The 24,557-nt window shown below is 39.2% G+C and carries 22 protein-coding genes; 14 read left to right on the forward strand and 8 right to left on the reverse strand.

Features of this window, described 5'->3' with window-relative positions; genetic code table 11:
• Nucleotides 1-113 precede the first annotated feature (113 nt).
• Together K8F54_RS10510 and K8F54_RS10515 are read left to right on the forward strand one after the other, a co-directional pair.
• Complete coding sequence (locus K8F54_RS10510) at nt 114-605, forward strand: cytochrome c (protein WP_290790600.1); 492 nt, start codon at nt 114-116, stop codon at nt 603-605.
• Nucleotides 595-1,920: a cbb3-type cytochrome c oxidase subunit I gene (locus K8F54_RS10515; protein ID WP_290790602.1), complete on the forward strand. Its 1,326-nt coding sequence runs from the start codon at nt 595-597 to the stop codon at nt 1,918-1,920. Before K8F54_RS10510 ends, K8F54_RS10515 begins: the two co-directional genes overlap by 11 nt.
• Before the next feature lie 9 nt (nt 1,921-1,929).
• Here the strand turns inward: K8F54_RS10515 and K8F54_RS10520 are convergent, their stop codons facing one another.
• Nucleotides 1,930-2,376 (reverse strand): Rrf2 family transcriptional regulator, encoded by a 447-nt coding sequence (locus K8F54_RS10520; protein ID WP_290790605.1) that lies wholly within the window; start codon nt 2,374-2,376, stop codon nt 1,930-1,932.
• 185 nt (nt 2,377-2,561) lie between these two features.
• Here K8F54_RS10520 and nadA point away from each other — a divergent pair, with 185 nt between their 5' ends.
• The 3 genes from nadA to K8F54_RS10535 are packed head-to-tail and all read left to right on the forward strand — an operon-like array spanning nt 2,562 to nt 5,677.
• Entirely contained in the window at nt 2,562-3,488 is a 927-nt protein-coding gene (gene nadA / locus K8F54_RS10525) for a quinolinate synthase NadA (RefSeq protein WP_290790608.1), read from the forward strand.
• 1 nt (nt 3,489) lies between these two features.
• Complete coding sequence (gene nadB, locus K8F54_RS10530) at nt 3,490-5,079, forward strand: L-aspartate oxidase (RefSeq protein ID WP_290790610.1); 1,590 nt, start codon at nt 3,490-3,492, stop codon at nt 5,077-5,079.
• Nucleotides 5,060-5,677: a thioredoxin family protein gene (locus K8F54_RS10535; RefSeq protein ID WP_290790612.1), complete on the forward strand. Its 618-nt coding sequence runs from the start codon at nt 5,060-5,062 to the stop codon at nt 5,675-5,677. Before nadB ends, K8F54_RS10535 begins: the two co-directional genes overlap by 20 nt.
• On the opposite strand, the gene K8F54_RS10540 is transcribed toward K8F54_RS10535, so the two are convergent.
• The 6 genes from K8F54_RS10540 to K8F54_RS10565 form a co-directional block, all read right to left on the reverse strand.
• Nucleotides 5,674-6,879 (reverse strand): hypothetical protein, encoded by a 1,206-nt coding sequence (locus K8F54_RS10540; protein ID WP_290790614.1) that lies wholly within the window; start codon nt 6,877-6,879, stop codon nt 5,674-5,676. The two genes, K8F54_RS10535 and K8F54_RS10540, sit on opposite strands and share 4 nt — an antisense overlap.
• Nucleotides 6,880-7,052: 173 nt before the next feature.
• On the reverse strand, nt 7,053-7,775 hold the full coding sequence (ric, locus tag K8F54_RS10545; RefSeq protein ID WP_290790616.1) for an iron-sulfur cluster repair di-iron protein: 723 nt from the start codon (nt 7,773-7,775) through the stop codon (nt 7,053-7,055).
• An 18-nt stretch (nt 7,776-7,793) separates the two neighbouring features.
• Complete coding sequence (locus K8F54_RS10550; RefSeq protein ID WP_290790618.1) at nt 7,794-8,402, reverse strand: SCO family protein; 609 nt, start codon at nt 8,400-8,402, stop codon at nt 7,794-7,796.
• Between the two features lie 15 nt (nt 8,403-8,417).
• Complete coding sequence (locus K8F54_RS10555; protein WP_290790855.1) at nt 8,418-9,122, reverse strand: formylglycine-generating enzyme family protein; 705 nt, start codon at nt 9,120-9,122, stop codon at nt 8,418-8,420.
• Between the two features lie 90 nt (nt 9,123-9,212).
• Entirely contained in the window at nt 9,213-10,679 is a 1,467-nt protein-coding gene (nirK, locus tag K8F54_RS10560) for a copper-containing nitrite reductase (RefSeq protein WP_290790620.1), read from the reverse strand.
• Between the two features lie 10 nt (nt 10,680-10,689).
• Nucleotides 10,690-11,964 carry an alginate export family protein gene (locus K8F54_RS10565; protein WP_290790622.1) on the reverse strand — a complete coding sequence of 425 codons (1,275 nt, stop codon included), beginning with the start codon at nt 11,962-11,964 and terminating at the stop codon, nt 10,690-10,692.
• 287 nt (nt 11,965-12,251) lie between these two features.
• Between K8F54_RS10565 and K8F54_RS10570 the strand changes: the two genes are divergently transcribed.
• The 9 genes from K8F54_RS10570 to K8F54_RS10610 all read left to right on the forward strand — a co-directional run bounded on the left by K8F54_RS10570 (nt 12,252) and on the right by K8F54_RS10610 (nt 23,121).
• The gene (locus tag K8F54_RS10570) at nt 12,252-14,654 is read left to right on the forward strand and encodes a heavy metal translocating P-type ATPase metal-binding domain-containing protein (RefSeq protein WP_290790857.1); all 2,403 of its coding nucleotides are present in this window, start codon (nt 12,252-12,254) and stop codon (nt 14,652-14,654) included.
• A gap of 80 nt (nt 14,655-14,734) precedes the next feature.
• The gene (ccoS, locus tag K8F54_RS10575; protein WP_290790624.1) at nt 14,735-14,956 is read left to right on the forward strand and encodes a cbb3-type cytochrome oxidase assembly protein CcoS; all 222 of its coding nucleotides are present in this window, start codon (nt 14,735-14,737) and stop codon (nt 14,954-14,956) included.
• Nucleotides 14,947-17,148, forward strand: a complete 2,202-nt coding sequence (gene ccoN / locus K8F54_RS10580) for a cytochrome-c oxidase, cbb3-type subunit I (protein ID WP_290790626.1) — start codon at nt 14,947-14,949, stop codon at nt 17,146-17,148. The genes ccoS and ccoN overlap by 10 nt, the downstream gene beginning before the upstream one ends.
• A gap of 2 nt (nt 17,149-17,150) precedes the next feature.
• Complete coding sequence (locus K8F54_RS10585; protein WP_290790628.1) at nt 17,151-17,342, forward strand: CcoQ/FixQ family Cbb3-type cytochrome c oxidase assembly chaperone; 192 nt, start codon at nt 17,151-17,153, stop codon at nt 17,340-17,342.
• Entirely contained in the window at nt 17,339-18,286 is a 948-nt protein-coding gene (locus tag K8F54_RS10590; RefSeq protein ID WP_290790630.1) for a cbb3-type cytochrome c oxidase N-terminal domain-containing protein, read from the forward strand. The genes K8F54_RS10585 and K8F54_RS10590 overlap by 4 nt, the downstream gene beginning before the upstream one ends.
• A 15-nt stretch (nt 18,287-18,301) precedes the next feature.
• Nucleotides 18,302-19,723, forward strand: coding sequence for a cytochrome c oxidase accessory protein CcoG (gene ccoG / locus K8F54_RS10595; protein ID WP_290790632.1), 1,422 nt, complete (start codon nt 18,302-18,304; stop codon nt 19,721-19,723).
• 149 nt (nt 19,724-19,872) lie between these two features.
• A complete protein-coding gene (locus K8F54_RS10600; protein WP_290790634.1) occupies nt 19,873-20,319 on the forward strand; it encodes a FixH family protein in 447 nt (148 codons plus the stop codon).
• 2 nt (nt 20,320-20,321) lie between these two features.
• Complete coding sequence (locus tag K8F54_RS10605; RefSeq protein WP_290790636.1) at nt 20,322-21,047, forward strand: sulfite exporter TauE/SafE family protein; 726 nt, start codon at nt 20,322-20,324, stop codon at nt 21,045-21,047.
• 238 nt (nt 21,048-21,285) lie between these two features.
• Complete coding sequence (locus K8F54_RS10610; protein WP_290790638.1) at nt 21,286-23,121, forward strand: hypothetical protein; 1,836 nt, start codon at nt 21,286-21,288, stop codon at nt 23,119-23,121.
• Here the strand turns inward: K8F54_RS10610 and hemN are convergent.
• On the reverse strand, nt 23,114-24,478 hold the full coding sequence (gene hemN / locus K8F54_RS10615) for an oxygen-independent coproporphyrinogen III oxidase (protein WP_290790640.1): 1,365 nt from the start codon (nt 24,476-24,478) through the stop codon (nt 23,114-23,116). The genes K8F54_RS10610 and hemN overlap by 8 nt on opposite strands.
• Between the last annotated feature and the right edge of the window lie 79 nt (nt 24,479-24,557).

A 24,557-nucleotide genomic window follows, 5' to 3' on the forward strand; every position in this document is an offset into this window, starting at 1 on the left:
GTGTTCGGTGTAATAATCTGTAAAGCTAGGAAAGGTAAATTGACTGTAGCATGATAAAAATCATGTAAAGGAATAAAATAACTCTGAAATCAAACAGCTCAAATAACTGATAAATGTCATATTTGGAATTTGGCTATTTCTCTACTTTTAAAGCCCGATTACAGCTACTAAAGATGCCGACCGATACTAAAAAGTACATTGTTATTATTGCAATATTAATTGCACTGTTTTTAGTGTACAATTATATTATTTATACCAATGAAGGATATACTGCAAAGGTTGAGTTATCTCCAATGGCGATGGAAGGGCAGCTATTATGGCAAAAAAACAATTGCTGGTCCTGTCATCAATTGTATGGCCTGGGAGGCTATTTGGGACCGGATCTTACCAATGTGTATTCTCACCCAGATAAGGGACCGGTATATATTAATGCCTTTTTAAATAGTGGGGTAAAGACGATGCCCCAATTTCATTTTAATGAGTCAGAAAAAGAAGCCATCATCGAATATTTACGCATAATCGATAAAACTGGATATTATCCCATTTTTGATGCTAGTATTGAGCCTTCGGGGTGGGTAAACATCAAGTATAAATATGAAGACTAAACTTCCACTGTACTTTTTAGCTTTTGCCCTTATATCCTTGTTACTTGGAATCACTTTCGGTTTGTGTGCCTCCCTACAATATGTTTTTCCCGAATTTCTAAAAGAATACATCCCCTTTTCAAAATTACGCCCTTTTCATGTAACCTCTGTAATTTCTTGGATTATACTTAGTGCTACAGGAAGTATTTACTTTTTTTTGGTGTATGTGGAGCGATTGAAGCTCTACTCAGACCGACTTTTAAAAGCACATTTTTGGATCTTTGCGTTAACGGGCTTGGCCATTTATATTTCGTATCTGGTAGGTTATACAGAAGGCCGAGAGTATTTTGCATTCGGTCCTGTCATCATGATTCCTATTCTATTGGGTTGGGTGCTGTTTGGGATTAACTATTTTAAAACACTTCGGAAAGCGGTTTCGGGATGGCCGGTATATTACTGGATGTGGGGTACGGGTATAGTTTTTATGATCTATCACCTCACCGAAGCTCATGTATGGGTTTTTGAATATTTCAGAGAGAATTTTATTAGGGATATGTCGGTGCAGTGGAAATCGTATGGCTCCTTTACCGGATCCTGGAATATGTTGGTATATGGAATTTCCATCTACGTGATGTCTAAAATAAAGGGAGACCAGAAAATGGCGAAGAGTAAGACCGTCTTCTTTTTTTATTTTTTAGGACTGACCAATTTAATGTTTGGGTGGGCACATCATACCTACTTTTTACCCATCCAACCGTGGATTCGCTATGTGGCCTATGCGGTAAGTATGACCGAATGGATTGTTTTGGCGTCTATCATTTATAATTGGAAACGATCCTTACCAAAGGTTAAGCTCGAAAATCATCCAATGGCAACCCGGTTTATGATGTCTGCCGATGTGTGGATTTTATTGAACCTAATTTTGGCAATTCTATTTTCCATTCCGGCCATCAATTTCTTTACACATGGCACTCATATTACCGTGGCACATTCTATGGGAACAACCATCGGTATTAATACAACGATCTTATTTTCGGCCCTTCTTTTTATATTGGGAAAGCTGAATCCCACATTCAACACCAATCAGTTTTCTTTGCGAAGAGGCCTGCAATTATTTAATATTACGCTTTTCTTTTTTTGGTGTTCCCTATTGACAGCAGGAATTAAAAAAAGCTATTGGATGTATTTTTCGAAAAAAGGCCTATTTTCTGAAATGCAGGATGCGATGATGACAGTCTATATCTTAATTTTTGTTTTTGGGACAGGGCTTGTCATTGCTCTGTGCATGATCTCATTCCCAATTTTGAAGGAATTTTTGAGGAAGATAAAGCGCTAACTAAAACGATCAAATTTCAAGCTCCTTTAGCGTAAGATACGTTCCTTTTTCAAGGGATTCGTCTGCATATTGCCCGATGGTTTTATCTCGGAAATTTTCAAGTATTTGTTTCTTAAATGGTGACACGATTGCATGTGCCGGACATGGATTTACATCATTACACTCGGATAGGCCTAAAAAACACTGATTGAATTTTTCACCTCCGTCAATACATTTTATGATATCCCAAAGTGATTTCTTTCGGTTTTTTGCGCTTAAATAAAACCCTCCATGCGGACCTTTGGCAGATGAGACTAGCTTGTTAGTGGTTAATTGTTGTAATAATTTGGCTAAAAAAGACTGTGGGGTTTCTAGATCTTCTGCAATGACCTTCACACTTATTTTGTGATCTTCAGAACTATTTGTAGCCAAATAGAGGATGGATCGTATGGCATATTTAGATGCATTTGATAACATGTGATCTTGTTTTGTGATTTCAAATATAACTAAAAAGAGTGATTAGTCCTTTATTCTTTATGTATCCCTTGTAATTGCTTGTTATTATTGAATCTTTTGATTATCTAAAGTATGATTTTTATCATATATTTCACCTGTAAATCTATTTAATTTTGCGGTTTATAGATTCTTAATCGATTTTGATAATGAGTTTGGTAGATGATATATTACAGCTGAAAAAGGAGAAGAACGCAGTTATCCTCGCGCATTATTATCAGCAACCCGAAATTCAAGAGATAGCCGATTATGTGGGAGACAGTTTAGGGTTGTCCCAAAAAGCAGCTGAAACTGATGCTGATCTCATTGTCTTTGCAGGAGTGCATTTCATGGCAGAAACCGCAAAAATCCTAAATCCTTCAAAAAAAGTTGTACTCCCCGACCTGAATGCGGGTTGTTCCTTGGCAGATTCATGCCCGCCAAAAGCATTTTCAGAATTTATAAATGCACATCCCCATCATGTAGTGATCACATATATTAATTGCTCCGCAGAGATCAAAGCGATGAGTGATATAGTTTGTACTTCTTCCAATGCCTTGAAAATTGTAAATTCAATTCCGAAAGAGGTACCCATTATTTTCGCACCCGATAAGAACTTAGGAAAATATATTCAGAAAGAAGCCGGTAGGGAATTGGTATTGTGGGACGGTTCGTGTATAGTCCATGAAGCGTTTTCCATTGAAAAATTACTCAGCTTGTACAAAGAACATCCCGGTGCGAAGATTATAGCACATCCCGAATCTGAAACCCATATCCTCGATACAGCAACCTATATAGGATCCACCGCAGGAATGATCAATTATGTGAAGGAACATCCTTCTGAAAAATTTATCGTCGCGACCGAAGCCGGTATTCTTCATAAAATGCAGCAGGAAGTTCCTAATGCAGTGTTAATTCCCGCCCCTGCCGAAGAAGACAATACCTGTGCCTGCAGTGAATGTGCCTTCATGAAGCTAAACACTCTTCAAAAATTATACGACTGCTTATTGCATGAAACACCTCAAATTGAGGTACCTGAGGAGGTCAGAAAACGCGCCTTGCTTCCTATTGAACGTATGCTTGCCTTATCAAAATAAGATGGTAGAAACTAATTTTCTTGTTATAGGCTCTGGAGTGGCGGGATTGACGTTGGCAGTAAAATTGGCTTCAACTTTTCCAAATAAAAGGGTAACCATAGTTACCAAATCTAACGAATCTGAGTCCAATACCAAATACGCTCAAGGTGGTGTAGCTGCTGTCTTTAATGCAGAAGAGGACTCCTTTCAGAAACATATAATCGATACGCTTCAGGCGGGCGATGGCCTGTGTGATAAGAAAGTGGTGGAAATGGTGATAAAAGAAGGCCCCAAACGATTGTACGAGCTTATGGAATGGGGTGCGAGATTCGATAGGGATACTTCTGGAAAAGTCGCTTTGGGAAGAGAAGGAGGGCATTCCGAAGACCGGGTGCTACATCATAAAGACATGACCGGTTTCGAAATTGAACGTGCCCTGCTTGAAAAAGCACACCAACTTTCGAATGTGATACTTCTGCCGCATCATTTTGCCGTAGACCTTATAACCGAACACCATCTGTTGGATGCAAAAACAGATCGTATTTCCTGTTATGGCGCCTATGTGATGGATCAGATCTCAGGAAACATAATAACGATTAAATCGGATACCACAACCCTGGCGGCCGGTGGTTTGGGACAGGTGTATGGGCATACCACAAATCCTGCGGTAGCCACTGGCGATGGAATCGCTATGGCATATCGGGCAAAGGCTCGCATCAAGGATATGGAATTTATACAATTTCATCCAACGGCATTGTATGATGGCAAAGAAGGTGCTTCCTTCTTAATCTCGGAGGCGGTTCGTGGTTTTGGAGCTTTGCTTCGAAATGGGAAAGGCGAACGATTTATGTTGCGGTATGACCCCCGGGCCGAATTGGCATCGCGAGATATTGTTTCGCGAGCTATCGATTCTGAATTAAAAAAATTAGGAGATACCTGTGTGTATTTGGATTGCACGCATCTGAATATAGCTGAGTTTGAACATGAGTTCCCAACGATCTCCGAAACCTGCAAAAGTAAAGGAATAATACTTTCTAAAGATTGGATTCCGGTAGTACCGGCAGCGCATTATGTATGTGGCGGTGTTGAAGTTGATGTACACGGCAGGACTTCTGTATTAAATTTATTCGCTTGCGGGGAATGTTCGAGAACAGGTCTGCACGGTGCTAACCGACTCGCATCGAACTCACTTTTAGAGGCCTTAGTGTATGCGCATAATATCTTTGAATACCACTGTAAGTATTCGTTGTCTTCATCGACCATTAGCATTCCATATTGGAATGATGAGGGCGTTGTCTTCTTGGAAGAACATAAAATACTTCAAAAAAAGATAAAAAAATTACAAAAATTAATGCGGCGATATGTCGGTATCCTGAGAAGTAATGCAGAATTACAAAAAGCATCAACAGAGCTGGATAAACTATATGTCGAAACCGAAAGGCTTTATCAAAAACACAAATTAAACACCTCCCTTTGTGAACTGCGAAATATGGTAAACGTAGCACACATGATTATTGATCAATCACTGAGTCGTACTGAAAATAGGGGAGGATATTTTAATATGGATAATTTAATAAAAAAGACAAAATCTTATGGAAAAATTGATCACTGAAGCTGTAAAGGCTGGAATGACCTATGCTGAATATAACTCACTTTTTAAGCGATTGGTTGAGGCCGGCCGCACAACAGGCGAATCGACAACCGAAAAGATTACATACACAAAATTGAATTTTAGTAGAAGTAAACGTTTGGACAAAACCTTTTTCCTGACCGATATTCAAGCCAAGCAATTTAGGAGCCTGACACAAAAACAAACCTGGCTTGTTATTACAGAGCCATGGTGTGGTGATGGAGCACAAACGCTCCCCTTATTGCACCGAATAGCAGAAACATCTCCACACATAGATTTGAAAATAGTACTTCGAGACGATTATCTCGATCTTATGGACGCATTTTTAACCAATGGATCTCGATCTATTCCGAAGCTAATTATTTTGGACGAACATATGGAAGTGTTGGGGGACTGGGGACCGCGCTCAAATGCCGCAACACAAATGGTAACCGATTACAAGACGACGCATGGAAAAATTGATGCAGCGTTTAAAGAAGAATTACAGCGCTGGTATAACCAAGACCGAGGACAGGCTATAATTAAAGAACTACTGGCATTGATTCCTGTTATTGCAAAAGGCGCACTAAAAGAGGTCTAACGATTTTTACTCGAAAATTGCGCCATAAAAACCCAGCCTATGGCCAAAACAAGGGATATACTGGCGAAAGTCAGAAAGTAGTGATAATTCGCGCTAAGTGACCCACCTATCCATACGAGGATACCCTTGTAGAAGATAAGTGTTTCGGTAGCTAAAAAACCAAAAAGGTATAAGGGAATACTCAGTTTCGGTATATAGATTAGTTTAGCTGAATTCAGAAAGGCTAATAATGCGACACTCACAACTCCTAAAAATGTCCAATGGAGGTAGCTGATGACCAGATCGATATTGGCTGAAATAGATTGGGCTGCTTCAGGAAAGGCACCAATCAATTGCGCGATCAATTTTACCAGTAAAAAGATACCGGAAGCAATTAAGAGCCTTGTTATGGGTAAAGAAAGTTGTTCCTTTAACCGCTGGAACGATGTATATATTTTTCGGAATAATATTCCGAAGGCTGCCAGTTGTAAAACGCCTCCTACGCCTGCCAATATATAAAAGACAGGATGAGGTTTCATCCACAATACCGATAGGAAAAAGCTGAGTAGTACCCCCCAATTCAGCAATAGAAAAAAAACACGGAACGACTTTTTTGAAAGCGAGAGCTTATACCTCTCTAAGACTACAAATAAAAAACCACAAAGCGCAACTATAAACCAGCCGTTATATTGAAAGTGTAAAAAGAAATAGATAGCGTTTCGGTACCAGGGAGAACTGCTTCCCAGAGTCGTCATAATACCTCCCAAAGCCCAAGGGCCTATACTAGAAAGAATCATAAACCAGAGGGCAACACGAATTAATTTGAAGGATTGCCGCTGCTTTTGATCGGCATCTATTTGCTTCAGAAAAAAATAAGTAAACCAATAAGACGCCAGTAAGAAAAGGGTTGAAAACAGGATTGAGAAAAATGCATAGCCGGTAAAAGGAAAGGAAACCAACATACCTACTATGGTAAGTTGTGTACTCCAAAAAATACGTCTGTATTTCTTAGCGATGGGTTTATCTTTTACATAGTGAAAGTAGAGCAGGGTCGTGATAGCCGTGTATACCCATCCTAATAGGGCGATATGTGAGTGGGTATGCACAACAAACCGATAATTGGCCGGAATATCCACCACTTGGAATAACCTTAGTACAAGCCCTAATACGGCTATGATTAAGAAATAGCCAAGCGCAATTTGTACGTGCTTTTTTAAATCCATGAGTTACTATACAAAACTAAAAAGAGGCGGTTTGAAAAGTTGTGTTTTTGTCAAATTGAACTTGATTCAGTTTCTAACAACTATTGGCAATCAATGCTATAAGATTCTGAATTAAATTCAGAATGACAAGTTTTTTCTTTTCGAGCAGCCTCTTTTTAAATTATATGTACATACTAGTTTTTCAACTTTTCCTCAAGGCGTAGGGCTTTTGGATGTAGAATGTTGTTTTCTAGGTGAATGTGTTTGTGCAGATCTTGCTCAAATTCATCCAGCTTATCGTACAAGGCTCTAAATGTATTACAAGCTCCTTCCGGTGGGGTGTAATTATTTGTGAGACGGGCAATTTCTTTAAAAATATCGCCAACTTCTTCGTGTTCACTTTCCATCATATGAATAGGGTTCTGAACGGATCCAAAGTGTGCATTGGGTGGGGTGCTATTTTCTTTTTCAGCCTTTACCAACTGCTTGATATAAGGGAATAGTACTAATTCCTCCTTTTTCATATGTCCGGCCAATTCCTTGGCAGCTAATTGAAATAGTCTATCTATTTCTACAACCTCGGTATAATGGTGCCCATGCACTTTGGCTACCTTGGCAGCGTACAAAAGCAGCATCGGCGTGCTTTCTTCTACATAATTGTGATGTACATTTTCGATATAGTCGATCAAAAAAGGAAGCGTCCATCGATTGTAATCGTTATTGTCTTCAGCAGACACATTCACTTCTTGTAGTTCTTGCAATAATGTATTGTAATCCAATCCTTTTTTCTCACAAACCTTTTCGATGGAAACACCACCGCCACAACAAAAGTCAATGTTGTATTTTTTAAATACATGAGAAGCTTTAATGTTTTCGGTAACTACCTGTGCTACGGTTTTATCTTTTGTAATATTCATAACTAACAATTTATGCACTTAACGTGCGGTTTCAACAATTTTTTCAACAGTTTCCTTATTATTAACACCCAGACCTTCTTTTTGGTGTACGAGCTCACCTTTTTGGTTAAAAACGCTGATAATATTTGAATGCGAAAAGTCCATAGGTGATATTTTCTTGTAATTTACGGCCAATACGGCTGCAAATTCGCGGGTGTCTTCTTCAGTGCCCCGTAAGAAGATCCATTTTTCGTCATCCATATCATTTTCGATAGCGAATGCTTTTAGTCGTTGTGGTGTATCGGTAGCCGGATCGATACTTATAAAAACGTACTTGACATTTCCTTTTTTCGAATCGGGGACTTGTGCTTCAATCGCCCGCATATCGGCAATCAGTCGAGGGCATGCGGCCGTGCAGGATGTATAGATCATAACCATCACCAACACATCTCCGTTCAATTCTTTTAGTTCAATCGCTTCGTTATTCTGAGTTGTCCAGACCGAGGGTAAATTGTAAATGGATAATTCAGAAATAGCTGTATCTGTAACTGAAGCTTCAGCGATTACTTCCGAATTTTTGTCCTTGCACGAGGTAAATAATGCGGGTATCACTAATATAAATAGAATATGTCTTATTATGTATTTCATTTTTTTCCGAAAAAATTAGGGTTGGTCCTCAACATCTTTTACACATCGAAAACCTAAATTTTTAATTGAATAATTTGCTTTAATACTCCCTCTGAAGGCATATCGCATAAAGGCGGCATAATTCATTAGATCTGAAGCACCTACAGCTGCACTTCCGCAAAAAAGATTACTATCCTTATCCACATCTTTCCGGGACTCCCCAGAAATAAGCACCGAGTTGAAATCACTTGTCCATTCCCACACCAATCCGTGTAGATCGTAAATGCCCCAGTAATTTTTAAAAGTGGAGCCTATCGCTTCATTGTAGGTGTTTCTCCGTTCGTACCAGCCCAAAATAAATTGATTATAGCTTTTCTTTTTTCTTGCATCTGCCGTACTTTCATCGGCCATGGCAGCATATTCCCATTCATCGATGGTTGGTAGTCGTTTCCCTTGGCATTCGCAATACTTTTTAGCTGCAAACCAAGAAATATTCGTCACGGGTGCATTGGGTTGTAATTGATCGCCAAAACTATCGTCATTGGGCCAGCCGGTGAGATAACTTTTGTTTGCAAACAACCTTTTGACCTGACTCTTTTTCCAAGTTGGAAATTTTTGAACAAAGGCAAGGTATTCGCTATTGGTAACAGGATAGACATCCATATGGAATGATGCTACTTTTACTGCCATAGAATCTACCCCATATAATGGAATATAAACCCCTTCCATAACAGTCACCATATTCTGCGGTTGCGCGACCCCGTTTCCGGAAAGAAAACCACAAATTAGAATAACGATTGTTTTTTGAAAGAGGTTCATATTATCATATAATTATTGTGCGTTTCGTCTGCTTTTTACCATGGCCGGTGTAACTTCTTTTTTCGAGTTGCCCCAGCTGTTATAGACATAGGTAAGTACATTGGCAACTTCATCATCGCTGAGATTCTGCCGTGTCATTACACTGTTGTACTTTTGCCCGTTTACGGTTATTTCGCCCGTTAAACCGTTTAAGATAATATCAATAGCTCGATTCACATCTGCGTTTAGATAATCCGATTTAGCCAGTGGAGGGAAGGCATTTGGTATTCCTTGTCCCTCGGCTTGGTGACATGCAAAACAGGTTTGCATATATGCTTGTTTACCAAATTCCATTTTTTCTTCAAAAGATTTTGCTGGAATTTCGGACGCTACAACTTCGCCAGTTTCAGGCATTTCTTGTATACCTGGTCCTTCAGGTAAGTAGATACCATCTTTAAGTTCACCGGAATATATTTTTTTATTTTCTTCACCTTCTACTTTTAGCATTCCTAAAGCACCTTTATTGAATGCTCTAAAGATGGAGTGATCAACTAGGATTAAAGTTCCGGGTACATCGACGCGAAATTCTACTATGGCAGCGCCACCAGCTGGAATTAAAGTGGTTTGTACATTTTCATTGATCAAATCTCCTCCCTCAACATGTACTTTATCAAATATTTCACCAATAACATGAAAAGAAGATACTAAACCTGGGCCTCCATTTCCAACAAAGAGTCTAACGGTTTCGCCAACTTTTGCTGTAATGGCATTGTCTCCAGTAAGTGCTCCCACCTTGCCATTAAACACCACATAATCTGCTTTTTCATCTACAGCTTTTTGCATATCAAAGGGTTGCAAACCACGCTCGCCATTCGCACCTTTTGTATAAAAATCACCTTGCATGACGTAATACTCTTTATCTACAATTGATAAACCGCCTTCTGGTTCTACTAAAATCAAACCGTACATTCCGTTAGCAATATGCATTCCAACTGGAGCTGTTGCGCAGTGATAGACGTAGAGTCCAGGATTTAAGGTCTTAAAAGAAAACACTTTTTCATGACCAGGCGCTACAAAAGAGGATTCTGCACCACCACCGGGGCCTGTTACTGCATGTAAATCAATGTTGTGTGGTAATTTATTATCTGGATGGTTTTGTAAATGGAATTCAACTTCATCGCCCACTCGGGTTCTAATAAAACTTCCCGGAACCGATCCTCCGAATGTCCAATATACATATCGAACCCCATCGGTCATTTCTCCTTCTTCTTCAAGGATTTCCATTTTAACGATCAGTTTCTTGGCTTTTCTTTTACCAACCGGTGTGGGTACATTGGGTGGTGAGGTTAGTTCGGCGATCATCTCCTGACTTACCGGAATATCCGCTTTGTCTTCATAAACTTTTTCTCCTTGTTTGTTAAAACAGGAAGAGACCATAAATGCTAACAGGGTTGCAAATACGACTAAGGATGCTGAATTGTTTAAAAATTTTAGTTTCATAAATCTTATTTTACGGGTTGGTTTTATTAGTTTCAGTCTTAAATAGTGTTGGGTGGATGGTTATCATTATCCAGCCCCAATTGTTGGTGTTATTATCGAAATTGTTTTTTATAATTTCAAGTCCTTCCGAAGCGAACATATGTGAATATCCGGCTTTTAAATTAATATCCTTAGAAAATTGATACGAATACCCAAAATCAAGTTCCGTCCCAAGTTGTTTTGAATCTGTTCCCGGAATATCAGCCGCTCCTAAAAAATAATGCAAAGCAACATCAAAGCTCGATTTTTCACTAGCAGATAGTTTTGCCTTGGCGAATAGATCAACGAGACCTACGTTGTTCATGTGATTCCCTACATAGAAATAATCCATGAAGCCATTAAATTTATGGTTGGTTCCATACAACGGTGTAAACGCATTGTTTTCTCCATTAGCAGGAACTCCATTGTCATTACCACTCTGTAGCTCACCGCCTAAACCCAAATTTACTTTCTGACTTATCTTATAGTTGGCCTCAATCCCTAACAAATAAGCACTAAGGTCCTTATTAGAAACGTCTTTTCCAAATTGGTAGTACAAATTCGAGTTCAAATGAAGATTTTCTCCTTTATACGTTAGATGTGAGCCAACAGTTTGGCTGTATCTGGTTTCGGTGTTCGATTCATTTTCAGCATCTATAAACTGGAGGCCGTTATTCAAAAATAAAAAACTGGCTCCAATGGCGTCCCAATCGTGATGTAACCAAGTATAGAATAGACTTTTATAGGTATTCACATTTAAAACATGTCCTGTCAACGCTTCTCCATTTTGATTAAAGGCATATCCGGCGTGGGCTTCGAATTTATTTTTCTGAAACTTTATAAGGGCGGCATCATGGCTACGTGCCTGCTGTGCCCATCCCACATTACCTAAAATTCGGTGATCATCATAAACAATTTCTTGCCGTCCTACTTTGGCTCTCCATTGTGGGCTAAATAAAAGTTCTCCCCAAGCCTCATGAACCGAAAATCCATTTTCGTCTGCGGTATTAAGTTGAGGGACATCTCCCCAAACTCGAACATCCTGAAGGCTGAGATAAAAGTTTAGCTTTTCGTTAGTGAAGCCTGCATTTAAGCGAGTACGTTGTGATACAAAACTTGCGGCATCCACATCGTCAGGAAAGAGCGTTTTGTAACCATGTCGGTACTCAAAACGAGGGCGAAGTTCCGCATCAACCGTAAGTTGAGCATAGGTGTTAATACTAATGAAAAGGAATAAAATTTGAATCGAAAGTGCTGTCTTTTTCAAAAGGACTAATTTAATATAATGGGTGCAAAAATTGACCTATATAAGGTCTTAAAAAATGATATTTATCATAGAAATAACTCATTTATCTTTTACACATAGTTTCAAACATTTTCAGCTTGACAAGCTTTGTTAGTTTCGTATACGAAGATACTCCTTTTGCTTTTAGTAGCTATAAGACAAAAAATAATTGTTGTCTAAATAAGGTTGTAGCCTTCTGATATTTATCATATTTTAGTAGATGAACAATTAAAACCTTTGCACCGGGTATAATGAGCAAATTAAATGGGATGGTTACGTGCTTTCATTGTGGAGACGAATGCTTAGATATAAAGATCGAACAAGACGAAAAGTCGTTTTGCTGCCATGGCTGTAAAACGGTTTACGATATACTGCACGAAAATGACTTAGGTTATTATTACGATCTCGAAAGTACACCCGGCACCTCACCTAATTCGATAGAAGGGAAATTTGATTATTTAGACAACACGACGATTGCTGAAAAACTGCTGGAATTCAACGATCAAAACTTTCAGATAGTCTCCTTTACAATTCCATCCATACACTGTAGTTCATGTATTTGGGTTTTAGAAAATCTGAATAAACTTCAAAAGGCTGTACAAACCTCACAGGTTAATTTTCCTGAAAAGACAGTCAGAATTACATTCAATGCTGAAGAGATTTCGTTAAAAGAGTTAGTGATCCTACTGAGTAGAATAGGATATGAACCTACAATCTCCTTAGAAGATTCTCAAAAGAAGAAAAAGGAATATAACCGAAGCCTCACCTACAAATTAGGGATAGCGGGATTTGCGTTTGGAAATATCATGTTCCTGTCGTTTCCCGAATATTTTGAAGTGCAGGAATTTTGGCTTGATCAGTTCAAACACGTCTTTCGCTGGCTAATGTTCGCCTTTTCGCTTCCTGTTGTGTTTTACTCGGGACGCGGCTATTTTATTTCTGCCTACAAAGGACTCCGCTCGGGATTTTTGAATATAGATGTTCCCATCGCCATTGGGATTGCAGTTTTATTTATTAGAAGTACTATCGATATTTTTTTCGATTGGGGTTCGGGTTTTTTCGACAGTCTCACAGGTTTAATTTTCTTCTTATTATTAGGAAAATTCTTTCAGCAAAAAACCTATGCCTTTTTATCTTTCGAACGTGATTATAAATCGTATTTTCCAATTGCCGTAACCAGATTGCTGCGTTCTAAAAGCGGGTTGATTTCTGAAGAACAGGTGGAAGTGTATGAAATATCAAAAGGCGACCGACTGCTAATTCGCAATAATGAGATATTACCGGTGGATGCCATTCTTATTAAAGGAAATGCACTCATAGACTACAGTTTTGTAACCGGTGAGGCCGAGTTGGTGCGTAAAACGAGTGGGGATAAACTATTTGCCGGAGGAAAGCAACAGGCGGGAATTCTTGAAGTGGAAGTGCTTAAGCCCATTTCACAGAGTTATTTGACACAGTTATGGAGTAACGAAGCCTTTAGTAGTGAAAAACCCAATCTGTTTCAATCGCTTACCGATAGTATTAGTAAGCGATTCACCATTGGTGTGCTTTCTATTGCAGTGATTGCAACGGTTTTTTGGTTGCTGGTAGACCCGTCAAAGGCGTTCAATGTGTTTACCGCAGTGTTGATTGTGGCATGTCCTTGTGCCATAGCATTAGCATCTCCATTTACTCTTGGGAATATGTTACGCATCTTCGGTAGGAATAAATTGTACCTAAAAGAAGCCTCCGTCATTGAACATATGGCAAAGGTAGATACGGTTGTTTTTGATAAGACTGGAACCCTTACCACCCATAAAAAAAATAGTATCACCTATGAAGGAATCTTACTTTCTGAAGAAGAAATAGTCCTTTTAACGAGTTCGCTTCGCGCCTCCAATCACCCATTGAGTCGTGCGCTGTATGCTATTTTGGATAAGAATAACATTCAGACATTGGATGCTTTTGAGGAAGTGACCGGGAAGGGAATTTCGGCAAGGCAGAACGGAATGCGCTTAAAGATTGGGTCGAAGGCTTTTGTGGAAAAGGATATTTCGATAGCTGCACCGATTTCCTCAGATAATCTAGCCAAAACAGCTGTGCATGTGAGTAGTAATGATGACTATAAAGGATGTTATATTTTTCAGAATAAGTACAGAGAAGGCGTCTCCGAAATTTTCGAAACACTTCATCGGGGTAGCGAAGTGATTGTACTTTCGGGAGACAATGAAGGAGAGCGAGAACGATTAGAGCAGCTACTCCCAAAGGGCACGGAACTCTATTTTAATCAAAAACCGGATGACAAACTTGAATTTGTAAAAAACCTTCAGCAATTAGGAAAATATGTAATGATGGTTGGAGATGGTTTAAATGACGCCGGAGCTTTGAAGCAAAGTGATGTGGGGATTGTAATTTCAGAAGATATCAATGTGTTTTCTCCTGCCTGTGATGGTATTTTAGACGCATCTCGATTTCAATACCTAACAAGCTATTTACAGCTTTCCAAGAAGGCGATCAAAATTATAAAATGGAGTTTTATACTATCGCTGGCCTACAACTTAATAGGGTTGTCTTTTGCTGTTACGGGTAATTTAATGCCTGTAGTTGCGGCAATATTAATGCCTTTGAGTTCCATAAGTATTGTAGTTTTTACTACCTTGGCAACGCAGTATGTGAGTAGAAATTTAAAATGAAACTAAATAAATCAAAGCTGATAAATATCATATTTTAAAGTGGAGCACGCTCCTAATTTTACGGCTTAATTCGGGTAGGTATGAGTATTATTTATGTATTACTAACAATTAGTGTCATTGTCGCATTGGTCTTCTTTGCGGCTTTTATTTTTTCAGTAAGAGCGGGTCAGTACGACGATACCTACACACCTTCTGTTCGTATGCTTTTTGAAGATGAACTAATAAAAGATCAGAACTCCCAAACTGTACAAAATCAAAAACCAATCAATAATCAAGAGAAACAGGAAACACTATGCAATTAGAACAGTTTTATTACGATAATAAGATCGTAAAGAAGTTTATCTGGGCCACCCTTATTTGGGGGATCGTAGGGATGTCTATTGGACTAATCCTTGCGTATATGTTCTTATTCCCCAATATGACCGATGGTATTTCATGGTTAAGCTTTGGGCGATTACGCCCCCTGCATACCAACGCCGTAATATTTGCCTTCGTTGGAAATGCAATTTTTGCGGGTATTTATTATTCAACACAGCGGTTGTTAAAAGCGAGGATGTGGAGTAATTTTTTAAGTGAACTCAACTTTTGGGGTTGGCAATTAATAATTGTTGGAGCTGCCATTACACTCCCATTAGGTTATACCACATCAAAGGAGTACGCCGAATTGGAATGGCCTTTTGATATTGCTATTGCCTTAATATGGGTAGCTTTTGGAGCTAACTTGATAGGCACAATACTAAAGCGAAGACAACGTCACCTGTATGTTGCTATCTGGTTTTACCTTGCCACCTTCGTGACAGTAGCGGTACTACATATTGTAAATAGTATGGAGATTCCGGTGAGTGCCATGAAAAGTTATTCGATGTATGCAGGTGTTCAGGATGCCTTGGTGCAGTGGTGGTACGGACATAATGCAGTGGCGTTTTTCTTGACCACACCATTCCTAGGACTGATGTACTATTTTGTTCCCAAAGCGGCGAACCGACCTGTTTACTCGTATAAATTATCGATCGTTCACTTTTGGTCCTTGATATTTATATATATCTGGGCCGGACCTCACCATTTATTGTATTCGTCTTTACCGGATTGGGCACAAAACTTAGGTGTTGCTTTTTCGGTAATGCTTATTGCGCCTTCTTGGGGTGGGATGATCAATGGGTTGCTCACATTACGAGGCGCATGGGATAAGGTACGGACCGACCCTGTTTTAAAATTTATGGTAGTTGCCATTACCGGTTATGGTATGGCGACATTTGAAGGCCCCATGCTTTCACTTAAAAACGTGAATGCAATCGCTCACTTTAGCGATTGGATCATTGCGCATGTGCATGTTGGTGCCTTGGCGTGGAACGGTTTCCTCACCTTTGGGATGATCTATTGGTTAGTGCCCAAATTGTTCAAAACCCGTTTGTATTCAATTGGTTTGGCCAATGCGCATTTTTGGATAGGTACCTTGGGTATTATTATGTATGCGCTACCTATGTATGTTGCAGGATTTGTTCAAGCTTCTATGTGGAAGCAATTCAACCCGGATGGAACCCTAACCTACGGAAACTTCTTAGAAACGGTTAGTGAGATTATGCCTATGTACTGGATGCGTGCCATTGGAGGATCACTATTTATTATAGGTGCTTTTATCGCATTGTATAATATTATACAGACGGTACGCCAAGGAGAAAAAGTGACCGATGAACTTGCCGAAGCGGCTCCATTAGAAAGAGTTACTAAAAAGCAAACTGCTGCCGAAGGTTACCACACTTGGTTGGAACGACGTCCTGTGAAATTGACAATTTATGCTACTATTGCCATCTTAATTGGTGGGATGGTACAGATTATTCCTTCTTTAATAGTTGACGAATATGTACCTGTAATTTCAAGTGTAAAACCCTATACACCACTTGAATTGGAAGGACGGGATATTTATATTAGAGAAGGATGTGTTTCCTGTCACTCACAAATGATACGTCCCTTTAGAAGTGAAGTAGAACGCTATGGAGAATATTCCAAAGCCGGGGAATACGTATACGATCATCCATTCTTATGGGGAAGCAAACGTACCGGTCCCGACTTGATGCGAGTAGGAGGGAAGTACAGTGATAACTGGCACCTCAACCACTTTTACGATCCACAAAGCACCTCATCTGGTTCGATTATGCCATCCTATAAATGGTTGATTCAGCGAAGATTGGATAAATCCATGACCGAAAAGAAAATGGAGGTAATGGTAAGCTTGGGAGTTCCCTATACCGAAGAAGAAATTGCCAATGCACAGTCTTGGATGGATGAACAAGGTGCAAAAATAGAACAGAACTTGTATAGCGATCCCGACTTTGTGAAGACCTATGAAGCCGATAAACTATATGCGCAGGAGAACGGATTGGATTTTATCGATATGAAAGATCGTGAAGTGGTTGCCGTAATTGCATATCTGCAGCGCCTAGGCACCGATATTAAAGTAAAAACGAATGCTGAAGCTTCAGCTAAAAACGAATAACTATGTTGCGATTTATCAAAGGAAATCTCGAAAACATTGATGGAGTGGAAGTATATCCAATTATATCCTTATTGATCTTCTTCATATTTTTTGTCGTACTTTTTTGGTGGGTTTTTACTGCCAAAAAAGAACACATCAACGAAGTAAGCAACATTCCATTAGACAATAACCACCAAAACGAAGAACTATTATGAAAACAGGAATATCGTATATACGTGTCATCATATTTATGGTAGTGGCATTTTGGTTGCTGGAGTTTATAATCGATTCCGGTGAACAAATGGCCATCGTCAAATATCCTATAATTTGGGCTGTATTGGGAGTCCTCCTATTGTTTGCAATTGCTGTGGAGGTGATTGTAGAAGCTATGAACAGCATCCTTTACAGAGGCTTGGATGAAGAAGCAAAAAAACGTTTTAAAGAACAAGAAGCACTTAAAAAAGAGCAAGGTTTCGGGTGGTTTAGCAGTACGTATAAAAAACTATTAGGTAGTAAGCCAGTTGAAAAAGAAGCCGAAATAATTTTCGATCACAACTACGATGGGATTAAGGAATTGGATAATACATTACCGCCATGGTGGGTGTATATGTTTTATGCGACCATCGTTTTTGCAGTAGTGTATTTGGTGCGGTACGAGGTTTTTGATGATGTAAATCAGACAGAAGAATATGAAATTGCAGTAGCCAAAGCGAAACTCGAAATTGAAGCCTATAAAAAGACAGCAAAAGATCTGGTCGATGTCAATACCGTCGAATTGCTAACGGATGCATCCGACCTGAGCGCAGGAAAAACGATCTATGAAATGAATTGTGTCGCCTGTCATAAGGCCGATGGCGGAGGTGGTATTGGACCCAATTTGACAGATACCAACTGGATTTTGGGAGGTGGCATTAAAAACGTATTTAATACCATTTCTGAAGGAGGACGAGCCGGAAAAGGAATGGTACCTTGGAAGAACGATTTGAAACCATTGGAAATGGCGCAAGTGGCAAGTTATTTATTGACATTTCAAGGAACAACACCTGCCGAACCCAAAGAAGCCGAAGGAGATGTATGGATAGATCCGGATGCGCCACAAATAGAAGCGAGTACTGAAGTAACACCAGATGTGAGCGACTCGACGGAAGTGAATAATTAGGAAGAATAAAACACCTTGGAAACACCCAACAACGAACAGTTTAGAGATAGTATTGGAACTATTACCGAAGAAGGAAAACGAGCGTGGGTCTTTCCGAAAAAACCTTCCGGGAAGTTCTATGAGTATCGCAAGTATGTAAGCTATGTGTTGCTGGCCTTTTTGATTTCGTCGCCATTTATAAAAATTGGCGGTAATCAATTCTTAATGTTCAATGTGTTGGAACGCCGTTTTAATATTTTCGGGTTTCCATTCTGGCCTCAGGATTTTCATCTCTTTGTCATTATGATGATTATTGGTGTGGTGTTCGTCCTTTTCTTTACCGTTGCCTTTGGTCGTATTTTTTGTGGATGGATTTGCCCACAGACTATTTTTATGGAAATGGTTTTTAGACGCATTGAATACTGGATCGATGGTGATCGTGGCAAGCAAATTCGGTTGTCGAAAATGCCTTGGAATGCTGAAAAGATTCGGAAAAGAGTACTGAAGTGGTTTGTATTCTTTATCATTTCGTTCTTGATTGCCAATGTGTTCTTGGCCTATTTGATAGGAAGTGACCGACTGATTCAATACATCATGGACGGGCCATTGAATCATATTAGTACCTTGATCTCATTGCTCATATTTACCGGGGTCTTCTACTTTGTTTTTGCCTGGTTTCGGGAACAGGTTTGTATCATTGCCTGCCCATATGGAAGACTTCAAGGCGTATTGTTGGATAATAAATCGATTGTAGTTGCTTACGATCACAAGCGAGGGGAAAAGGAGGCCGGTCGGGCTAAATTTAAAAAGAACGAAGACAGACCCGCTACCGGAAAAGGAGACTGTATAGATTGCTTTCAGTGTGTGCATGTTTGCCCTACCGGAATTGATATACGAAACGGAACACAGCTCGAATGTGTGAATTGCACGGCTTGTATCGATGCCTGTGACCATATGATGGAATCGGTTAATTTGCCGAAAGGCTTGATACGCTATGCCAGTGAAGATAATATCGAGAAGAAGGCGAAATTTAAGTTTACGCCCAGATTGAAGGGCTATACTGCCGTCTTGTTTATATTAATATCGGTACTCGTTGGGATGCTGTTTCTGCGAAATGATGTGGAAGCGCGCATCTTGCGATTACCGGGTCAGTTGTACGAACATAAGGATAATAATATTATCAGTAATGTATATACGTTCAAACTGGTGAACAAGACAACTGTCGAAGTTGAGGATGTTCATTTTAAATTACTCTCACACAAAGGAGAAGTGAAATTGGTGGCACATAGCAATTTTGTGGTTCCGGCGCAAGGATTATCTGAAGGGACCCTTTTTGTGGAGATCAATGCCAGCGGATTAAGTGGTGACAAAGACAGAGTGGAGATTGGAGTGTATAGTGGCGAAAAGTTAATTGAAACAACTACTGCGGCATTTTTAGGGCCTCGGAGTTATAAGTAGGGCCGCGTGAGGGGTAGCAGTGAAAATCCCGAACCGCCAAAGGCGGGGCGGATTGTAGCGAATAACCCGACCTTTTGAAGCTTTAGCAAAAAAGGGCACGCCCAAAAAGAGATGTACAACTAAAACCGCGCTGCAAGGCGCATATGGATATGAAAATTAATTGGGGAACGGGATTGGTGATTGGAATGATACTCTTTATAGGGTTTATCCTATTTATGGTGATTACGATGAGTACCGATGAAAAGTACAGCTATGATTTGGTCACCGAAGAATATTACAAAAAGGAATTGGCCTATCAGGAAGAGATAGATGCCGAAGAAAATTTAAGCGATTTTTCTGAAAAAATAACAGGGACTAAAGTTGCCAACGGATGGCAAATAAGTTTTCCTGAAGAAATAGAAACTTCAAAAGTTGAAGGTACTGTGTTCCTTTACAGACCGTCTAATAAGCAACTGGATTTCGATCTACCCATCGAACTATCCGGATCAAATTTGCTCATACCTGACGAACGCTTGTTAGACGGTCGATGGAACATTACTATTGATTGGAAGTACGATTCAAAGAAATACCTCTACAAAGCTTCAATAAGCTATTAACTATGTTTGTGTCGGCACTTATATTAGGGTTAATCGGAAGTTTCCACTGCGTGGGAATGTGTGGTCCTATTGCCTTTTTATTACCGGTGGATCGAACAAATACGGTCAAGAAAACGGGTCAGATATTTTTGTATCACTTTGGGCGAGTGTTGGCATACAGTATTATTGGTTTGTTGTTTGGCTTGGCGGGAAAGAGCTTTTCCCTTTTTGGATTACAACAACAACTCTCTATCGTGATAGGGATGCTGATGATTGTGGTGATCTTGCTTCCGTATAAGACTTTTAATAAATATAATTTTTCGAAACCTGTTTTCAAGGCGATTTCCAAGGTGAAAAGCGCTTTGGGTGCTGCTTTAAAAAAGAAAACACCCGATACTTTTTTCACGATTGGTTTTTTAAACGGGTTTTTGCCCTGTGGTTTGGTATATATGGCTGTATTTGGTGCGATTGCATCGGGAAATGCCATCGAGGGAAGTTTATACATGGCATTGTTCGGATTAGGGACTATTCCACTAATGACCACCGCTATTTATTTCGGAAATTTTTTAAACGGAAAAGTACGACAGCATATTCGAAGGGCTATCCCGGTAGTGGTGGTACTTATAGGGTGTCTGTTTATTGTAAGAGGTTTGGGACTTGGGATTCCTTATGTGTCACCAAAACCTATTACACAGATGGTAGATGCTAACTATAACTGTCATGTCATTTCCACTGAAGCTATTAACTAATTTATTAACACATAAAATAAAAAGACATGATGTATAATACGATTCCTTTAGTAAATTGGGAGATGGGAACTATAATTATTGGAGTTTTTGTCCTCGTTTGTATTGCCCTTGTTTTGGTAGTTTTTAGTATGATGAATTCAGACAAAAAGAAAAAAGAGTAAATTCTCATAAACAGGCAAATACAAAATTTAAATTTGCAAAATATCAATTGTAATAATTGAAATAACAACTAATAAAAATGATAAAGTCACATTCTTTTCATATTCCGGTAATGGGCATTGGTTTTACTATCGACACCCCTCTAAAAGTTTCACATTTTGGTATTGATTCGGTTATTTCTTTAGTGGATGATATTCTACTTGAAAGATTGAGAAAGATGTACTCTATAAAATTTGAAATTCCATATAAGGAGATCACAAATAAAATGGACGATTTTAGAGCTAAAAGAATTACGGCTTATTTGAATCTAATTAAAAGTTTAGCTGAAAAAAAGTTTGAAGACTTAAAAAACGATGCTATCAATAATGGTAACGAGATAAAAAAGTATTTCAATATGTTGCCCGAAACCTCCTCTATAAAACAAGAGTTTAAGCGTTTGACCGCAAACTGTTTTAATCTCAATGAAATGAGAGATTGGATTAATGAGACTATGACGATGGGAGCGATAGATGTCAATGTAATGACCAAAGTCGATAAGGATAATTACAAAAAAGATGTAAAATTACCTATTGAATTTAATGATGCCCATGCGGCATTAAGAGGATTTGCTAATAGCGATTTAAATTCGTCCATAGTGTTGTCAGCAGGAATGAATCCCAGACTTTATTCTTATATGGAACAGTTTGATGATTTTTATCCGGATGAGCAGGGTGCTTTTAAAAAGAAAATTATATTAAAAGTTAGCGATTATCGATCGGCGCTTATTCAAGGAAAATTTTTAGCAAAAAAAGGTATTTGGGTATCAGAATATAGAGTAGAATCGGGTTTAAATTGTGGCGGACATGCTTTTGCCACCGATGGGTATTTATTGGGTCCTGTCCTGTTTGAATTCAAACAGAAACGATTGGAATTGGTACAATCGATACAAGAAATATTGGTACAGGCATTAAAAAATAAGAACCGGATCCTACCTAAAAGCGATTTAAAGATAAAAATTACTGCTCAAGGGGGTGTAGGTACTGCAGAAGAACACGATTTTTTGATAGATCATTATCAGGTGGATTCTGTTGGCTGGGGAACTCCATTTCTATTAGTTCCGGAGGCTACCTGTGTGGATAAAGAGACCCTGAGGAAATTGATGGATGCTAGGGAGGCAGATTTATATTTAAGTGATGTTTCTCCTCTTGGCGTTCCGTTCCATAATCTAAAAGGTAATACGAAGGACGTTGAAAAATTAAATTTAATAGAAAAAGGAAGACCAGGCAGTTCTTGTCCGAAGAAATTTGTCGCCTTAAATAAAGAGTTCAAAGAAACAGGAATTTGTACCGCCTCTCGAGAATACCAATACTTAAAATTAAAGGAGTTGGACAAGGAGCAATTAGGATTGAGTGAACACCAACATCGAAAAAATAAAATTATCGAAAAATCTTGTACTTGTGTTGGCCTAGGTACTTCAGCCTTACTCGTACACAATTTAGACACAAAGGTGGAGGGAAAAGGTGTTTCAATTTGCCCCGGACCTAATATGGCTTATTTTTCAAAAATAGTAAGCTTAAAAGAGATTACCGGCCACATTTATGGAAAATTAAATGTAATTAAAAGAACCGACCGGCCAAATATGTTTATTAATGAGCTCAATATTTATATTGACTATCTAAGGAAGAAAATACTAGAGGCCGAATTCAATACAGCAACAAAACAAGGAAAGTATCTTACTACTTTTGTGAATAATCTTAACGAGGGTGTAATGTATTATGCACAATTGGTGGACACCTCAAAAATATACTCCAAGGCAACTAGTTTAGGTTTTTTGAAAGATTTAGAAGACCGTAAAAAAATGTTGTGTCAATTGACAGAGAAAATTTCCGAATTAGTACTTACAGAACAGAGGGCATTATTCCCAAGCACTAAATAGTCATAGAAAACAATTGTGTTTCGGGTTGTTTTCGCTGTAACAACAAATCGAAGGCCATACATACATTCCGAACATAAGGACGTCCTTTTTCGGTTACTTTGATGGCTTCCGGTGCTATTGATATCAATCCATCTTTCTCTAATTCATTCAGATTTTGAAGTACTTCGGGAAGTTCTTCAAAAAACAACTCCTTGTCATGCCAAAATGTTTCTAATCTACACATAAGGTTGAGAATGTGTTTTCGAACCACAAGATCTTCGGGAGTTAAAATATGACCCCTATAGACCGGGATAATCCCTTTTTCAATAAGATCCTGGTAGGCCTCCACCCCTTTTTCATTTTGTGCAAAACTGTACCAGCTATCACTAATAGCCGATGCTCCCAGACCAATCATTACCTGAGTCTTTGAGTCGGTATACCCCATAAAATTACGGTGTATGGTTTTGTTTTCTAGCGACTCGTAAAGACTATCACTCGGCAAGGCGAAATGGTCCATGCCAATTTCTATATACCCTGCTTCCAATAACAGCTTTTTACCGAGTTCGTATTGCTCGCGTTTTTCACCGGCGGTGGGTAGATCTGCCTCTTTAAACCCGCGTTGTCCATTCCCCTTAATCCACGGGACGTGGGCATAGCTGTAAAAAGCGATGCGGTCTGGGCGTAGTTCTTTGGTCTTCTCGATTGTATGGATAATGTGTTCTTTCTTCTGAAATGGCAGTCCGAAGATTAAATCATGTCCAATCGATGTATACCCTTCTTTTCGGGCTGCTTCGGTAACTTTTTTTACATTCTCGAAGGGCTGCTTCCTATGGATGGCCTTTTGGACGGTTTCGTTATAATCCTGTACCCCATAACTTACTCGAGTGAATCCGAGAGCAGCCAAGGTTTGTAGATGTTGCACCGTAGTATTGTTGGGGTGGCCTTCGAAACTAAGTGCTGCATCGGGCGCTTTCTTCGCTTTTCGGAAGATACCTTCCAGTAGCATTTGTAGATTTTCGGGAGTAAAAAAGGTGGGGGTGCCGCCGCCAAGGTGCAATTCCTTTATTATAGGGCGTTCACCAAATAGATCAACATACAATTGCAGCTCTTTTAAAACCGATTTAAGATAGGGGATTTCCACTCCATGATTCCGCGTAATTCGCTTATTACAGCCACAGAAAGTACAGAGGCTTTCGCAGAACGGAAGATGAATATATAGACTGATACCTTGAGTTTGGTTACTTTCAGCAAAACTCTTTTGCAGGGTCTCTTTCCAAGCCTTTAATGAAAAGTTGGCATTATTCCAATACGGTACCGTGGGATAACTCGTATATCGAGGCCCAGCCACATTGTATTTTGATACTAAGGATGTACCCATGGATTGCTATTTACAAGACAAAAGTAGGGGAGGGTATACTACTGAAAAATGATATTCGTCAGCTGTTTTGTTTTTTTGA

The organism is Altibacter sp., assembly GCF_019913785.1.
Lineage (GTDB): Bacteria > Bacteroidota > Bacteroidia > Flavobacteriales > Flavobacteriaceae > Altibacter.

Excerpts from the sequence above, each read along its gene's own strand:
- ric (WP_290790616.1), bottom strand. The coding sequence starts at position 7,775 with ATGAATATTACAAAAGATAAAACCGTAGCACAGGTAGTTACCGAAAAC.
- K8F54_RS10605 (WP_290790636.1), top strand. The coding sequence starts at position 20,322 with ATGTTTGTGTCGGCACTTATATTAGGGTTAATCGGAAGTTTCCACTGC.
- K8F54_RS10515 (WP_290790602.1), top strand. The coding sequence starts at position 595 with ATGAAGACTAAACTTCCACTGTACTTTTTAGCTTTTGCCCTTATATCC.
- hemN (WP_290790640.1), bottom strand. The coding sequence starts at position 24,478 with ATGGGTACATCCTTAGTATCAAAATACAATGTGGCTGGGCCTCGATAT.
- ccoS (WP_290790624.1), top strand. The coding sequence starts at position 14,735 with ATGAGTATTATTTATGTATTACTAACAATTAGTGTCATTGTCGCATTG.
- K8F54_RS10610 (WP_290790638.1), top strand. The coding sequence starts at position 21,286 with ATGATAAAGTCACATTCTTTTCATATTCCGGTAATGGGCATTGGTTTT.
- K8F54_RS10570 (WP_290790857.1), top strand. The coding sequence starts at position 12,252 with ATGGTTACGTGCTTTCATTGTGGAGACGAATGCTTAGATATAAAGATC.
- ccoN (WP_290790626.1), top strand. The coding sequence starts at position 14,947 with ATGCAATTAGAACAGTTTTATTACGATAATAAGATCGTAAAGAAGTTT.
- K8F54_RS10585 (WP_290790628.1), top strand. The coding sequence starts at position 17,151 with ATGTTGCGATTTATCAAAGGAAATCTCGAAAACATTGATGGAGTGGAA.
- K8F54_RS10600 (WP_290790634.1), top strand. The coding sequence starts at position 19,873 with ATGAAAATTAATTGGGGAACGGGATTGGTGATTGGAATGATACTCTTT.
- K8F54_RS10550 (WP_290790618.1), bottom strand. The coding sequence starts at position 8,402 with ATGAAATACATAATAAGACATATTCTATTTATATTAGTGATACCCGCA.
- K8F54_RS10510 (WP_290790600.1), top strand. The coding sequence starts at position 114 with ATGTCATATTTGGAATTTGGCTATTTCTCTACTTTTAAAGCCCGATTA.
- K8F54_RS10590 (WP_290790630.1), top strand. The coding sequence starts at position 17,339 with ATGAAAACAGGAATATCGTATATACGTGTCATCATATTTATGGTAGTG.
- nirK (WP_290790620.1), bottom strand. The coding sequence starts at position 10,679 with ATGAAACTAAAATTTTTAAACAATTCAGCATCCTTAGTCGTATTTGCA.
- K8F54_RS10555 (WP_290790855.1), bottom strand. The coding sequence starts at position 9,122 with ATGGTGACTGTTATGGAAGGGGTTTATATTCCATTATATGGGGTAGAT.
- K8F54_RS10540 (WP_290790614.1), bottom strand. The coding sequence starts at position 6,879 with ATGGATTTAAAAAAGCACGTACAAATTGCGCTTGGCTATTTCTTAATC.
- K8F54_RS10520 (WP_290790605.1), bottom strand. The coding sequence starts at position 2,376 with ATGTTATCAAATGCATCTAAATATGCCATACGATCCATCCTCTATTTG.
- K8F54_RS10535 (WP_290790612.1), top strand. The coding sequence starts at position 5,060 with ATGGAAAAATTGATCACTGAAGCTGTAAAGGCTGGAATGACCTATGCT.
- nadB (WP_290790610.1), top strand. The coding sequence starts at position 3,490 with ATGGTAGAAACTAATTTTCTTGTTATAGGCTCTGGAGTGGCGGGATTG.
- nadA (WP_290790608.1), top strand. The coding sequence starts at position 2,562 with ATGAGTTTGGTAGATGATATATTACAGCTGAAAAAGGAGAAGAACGCA.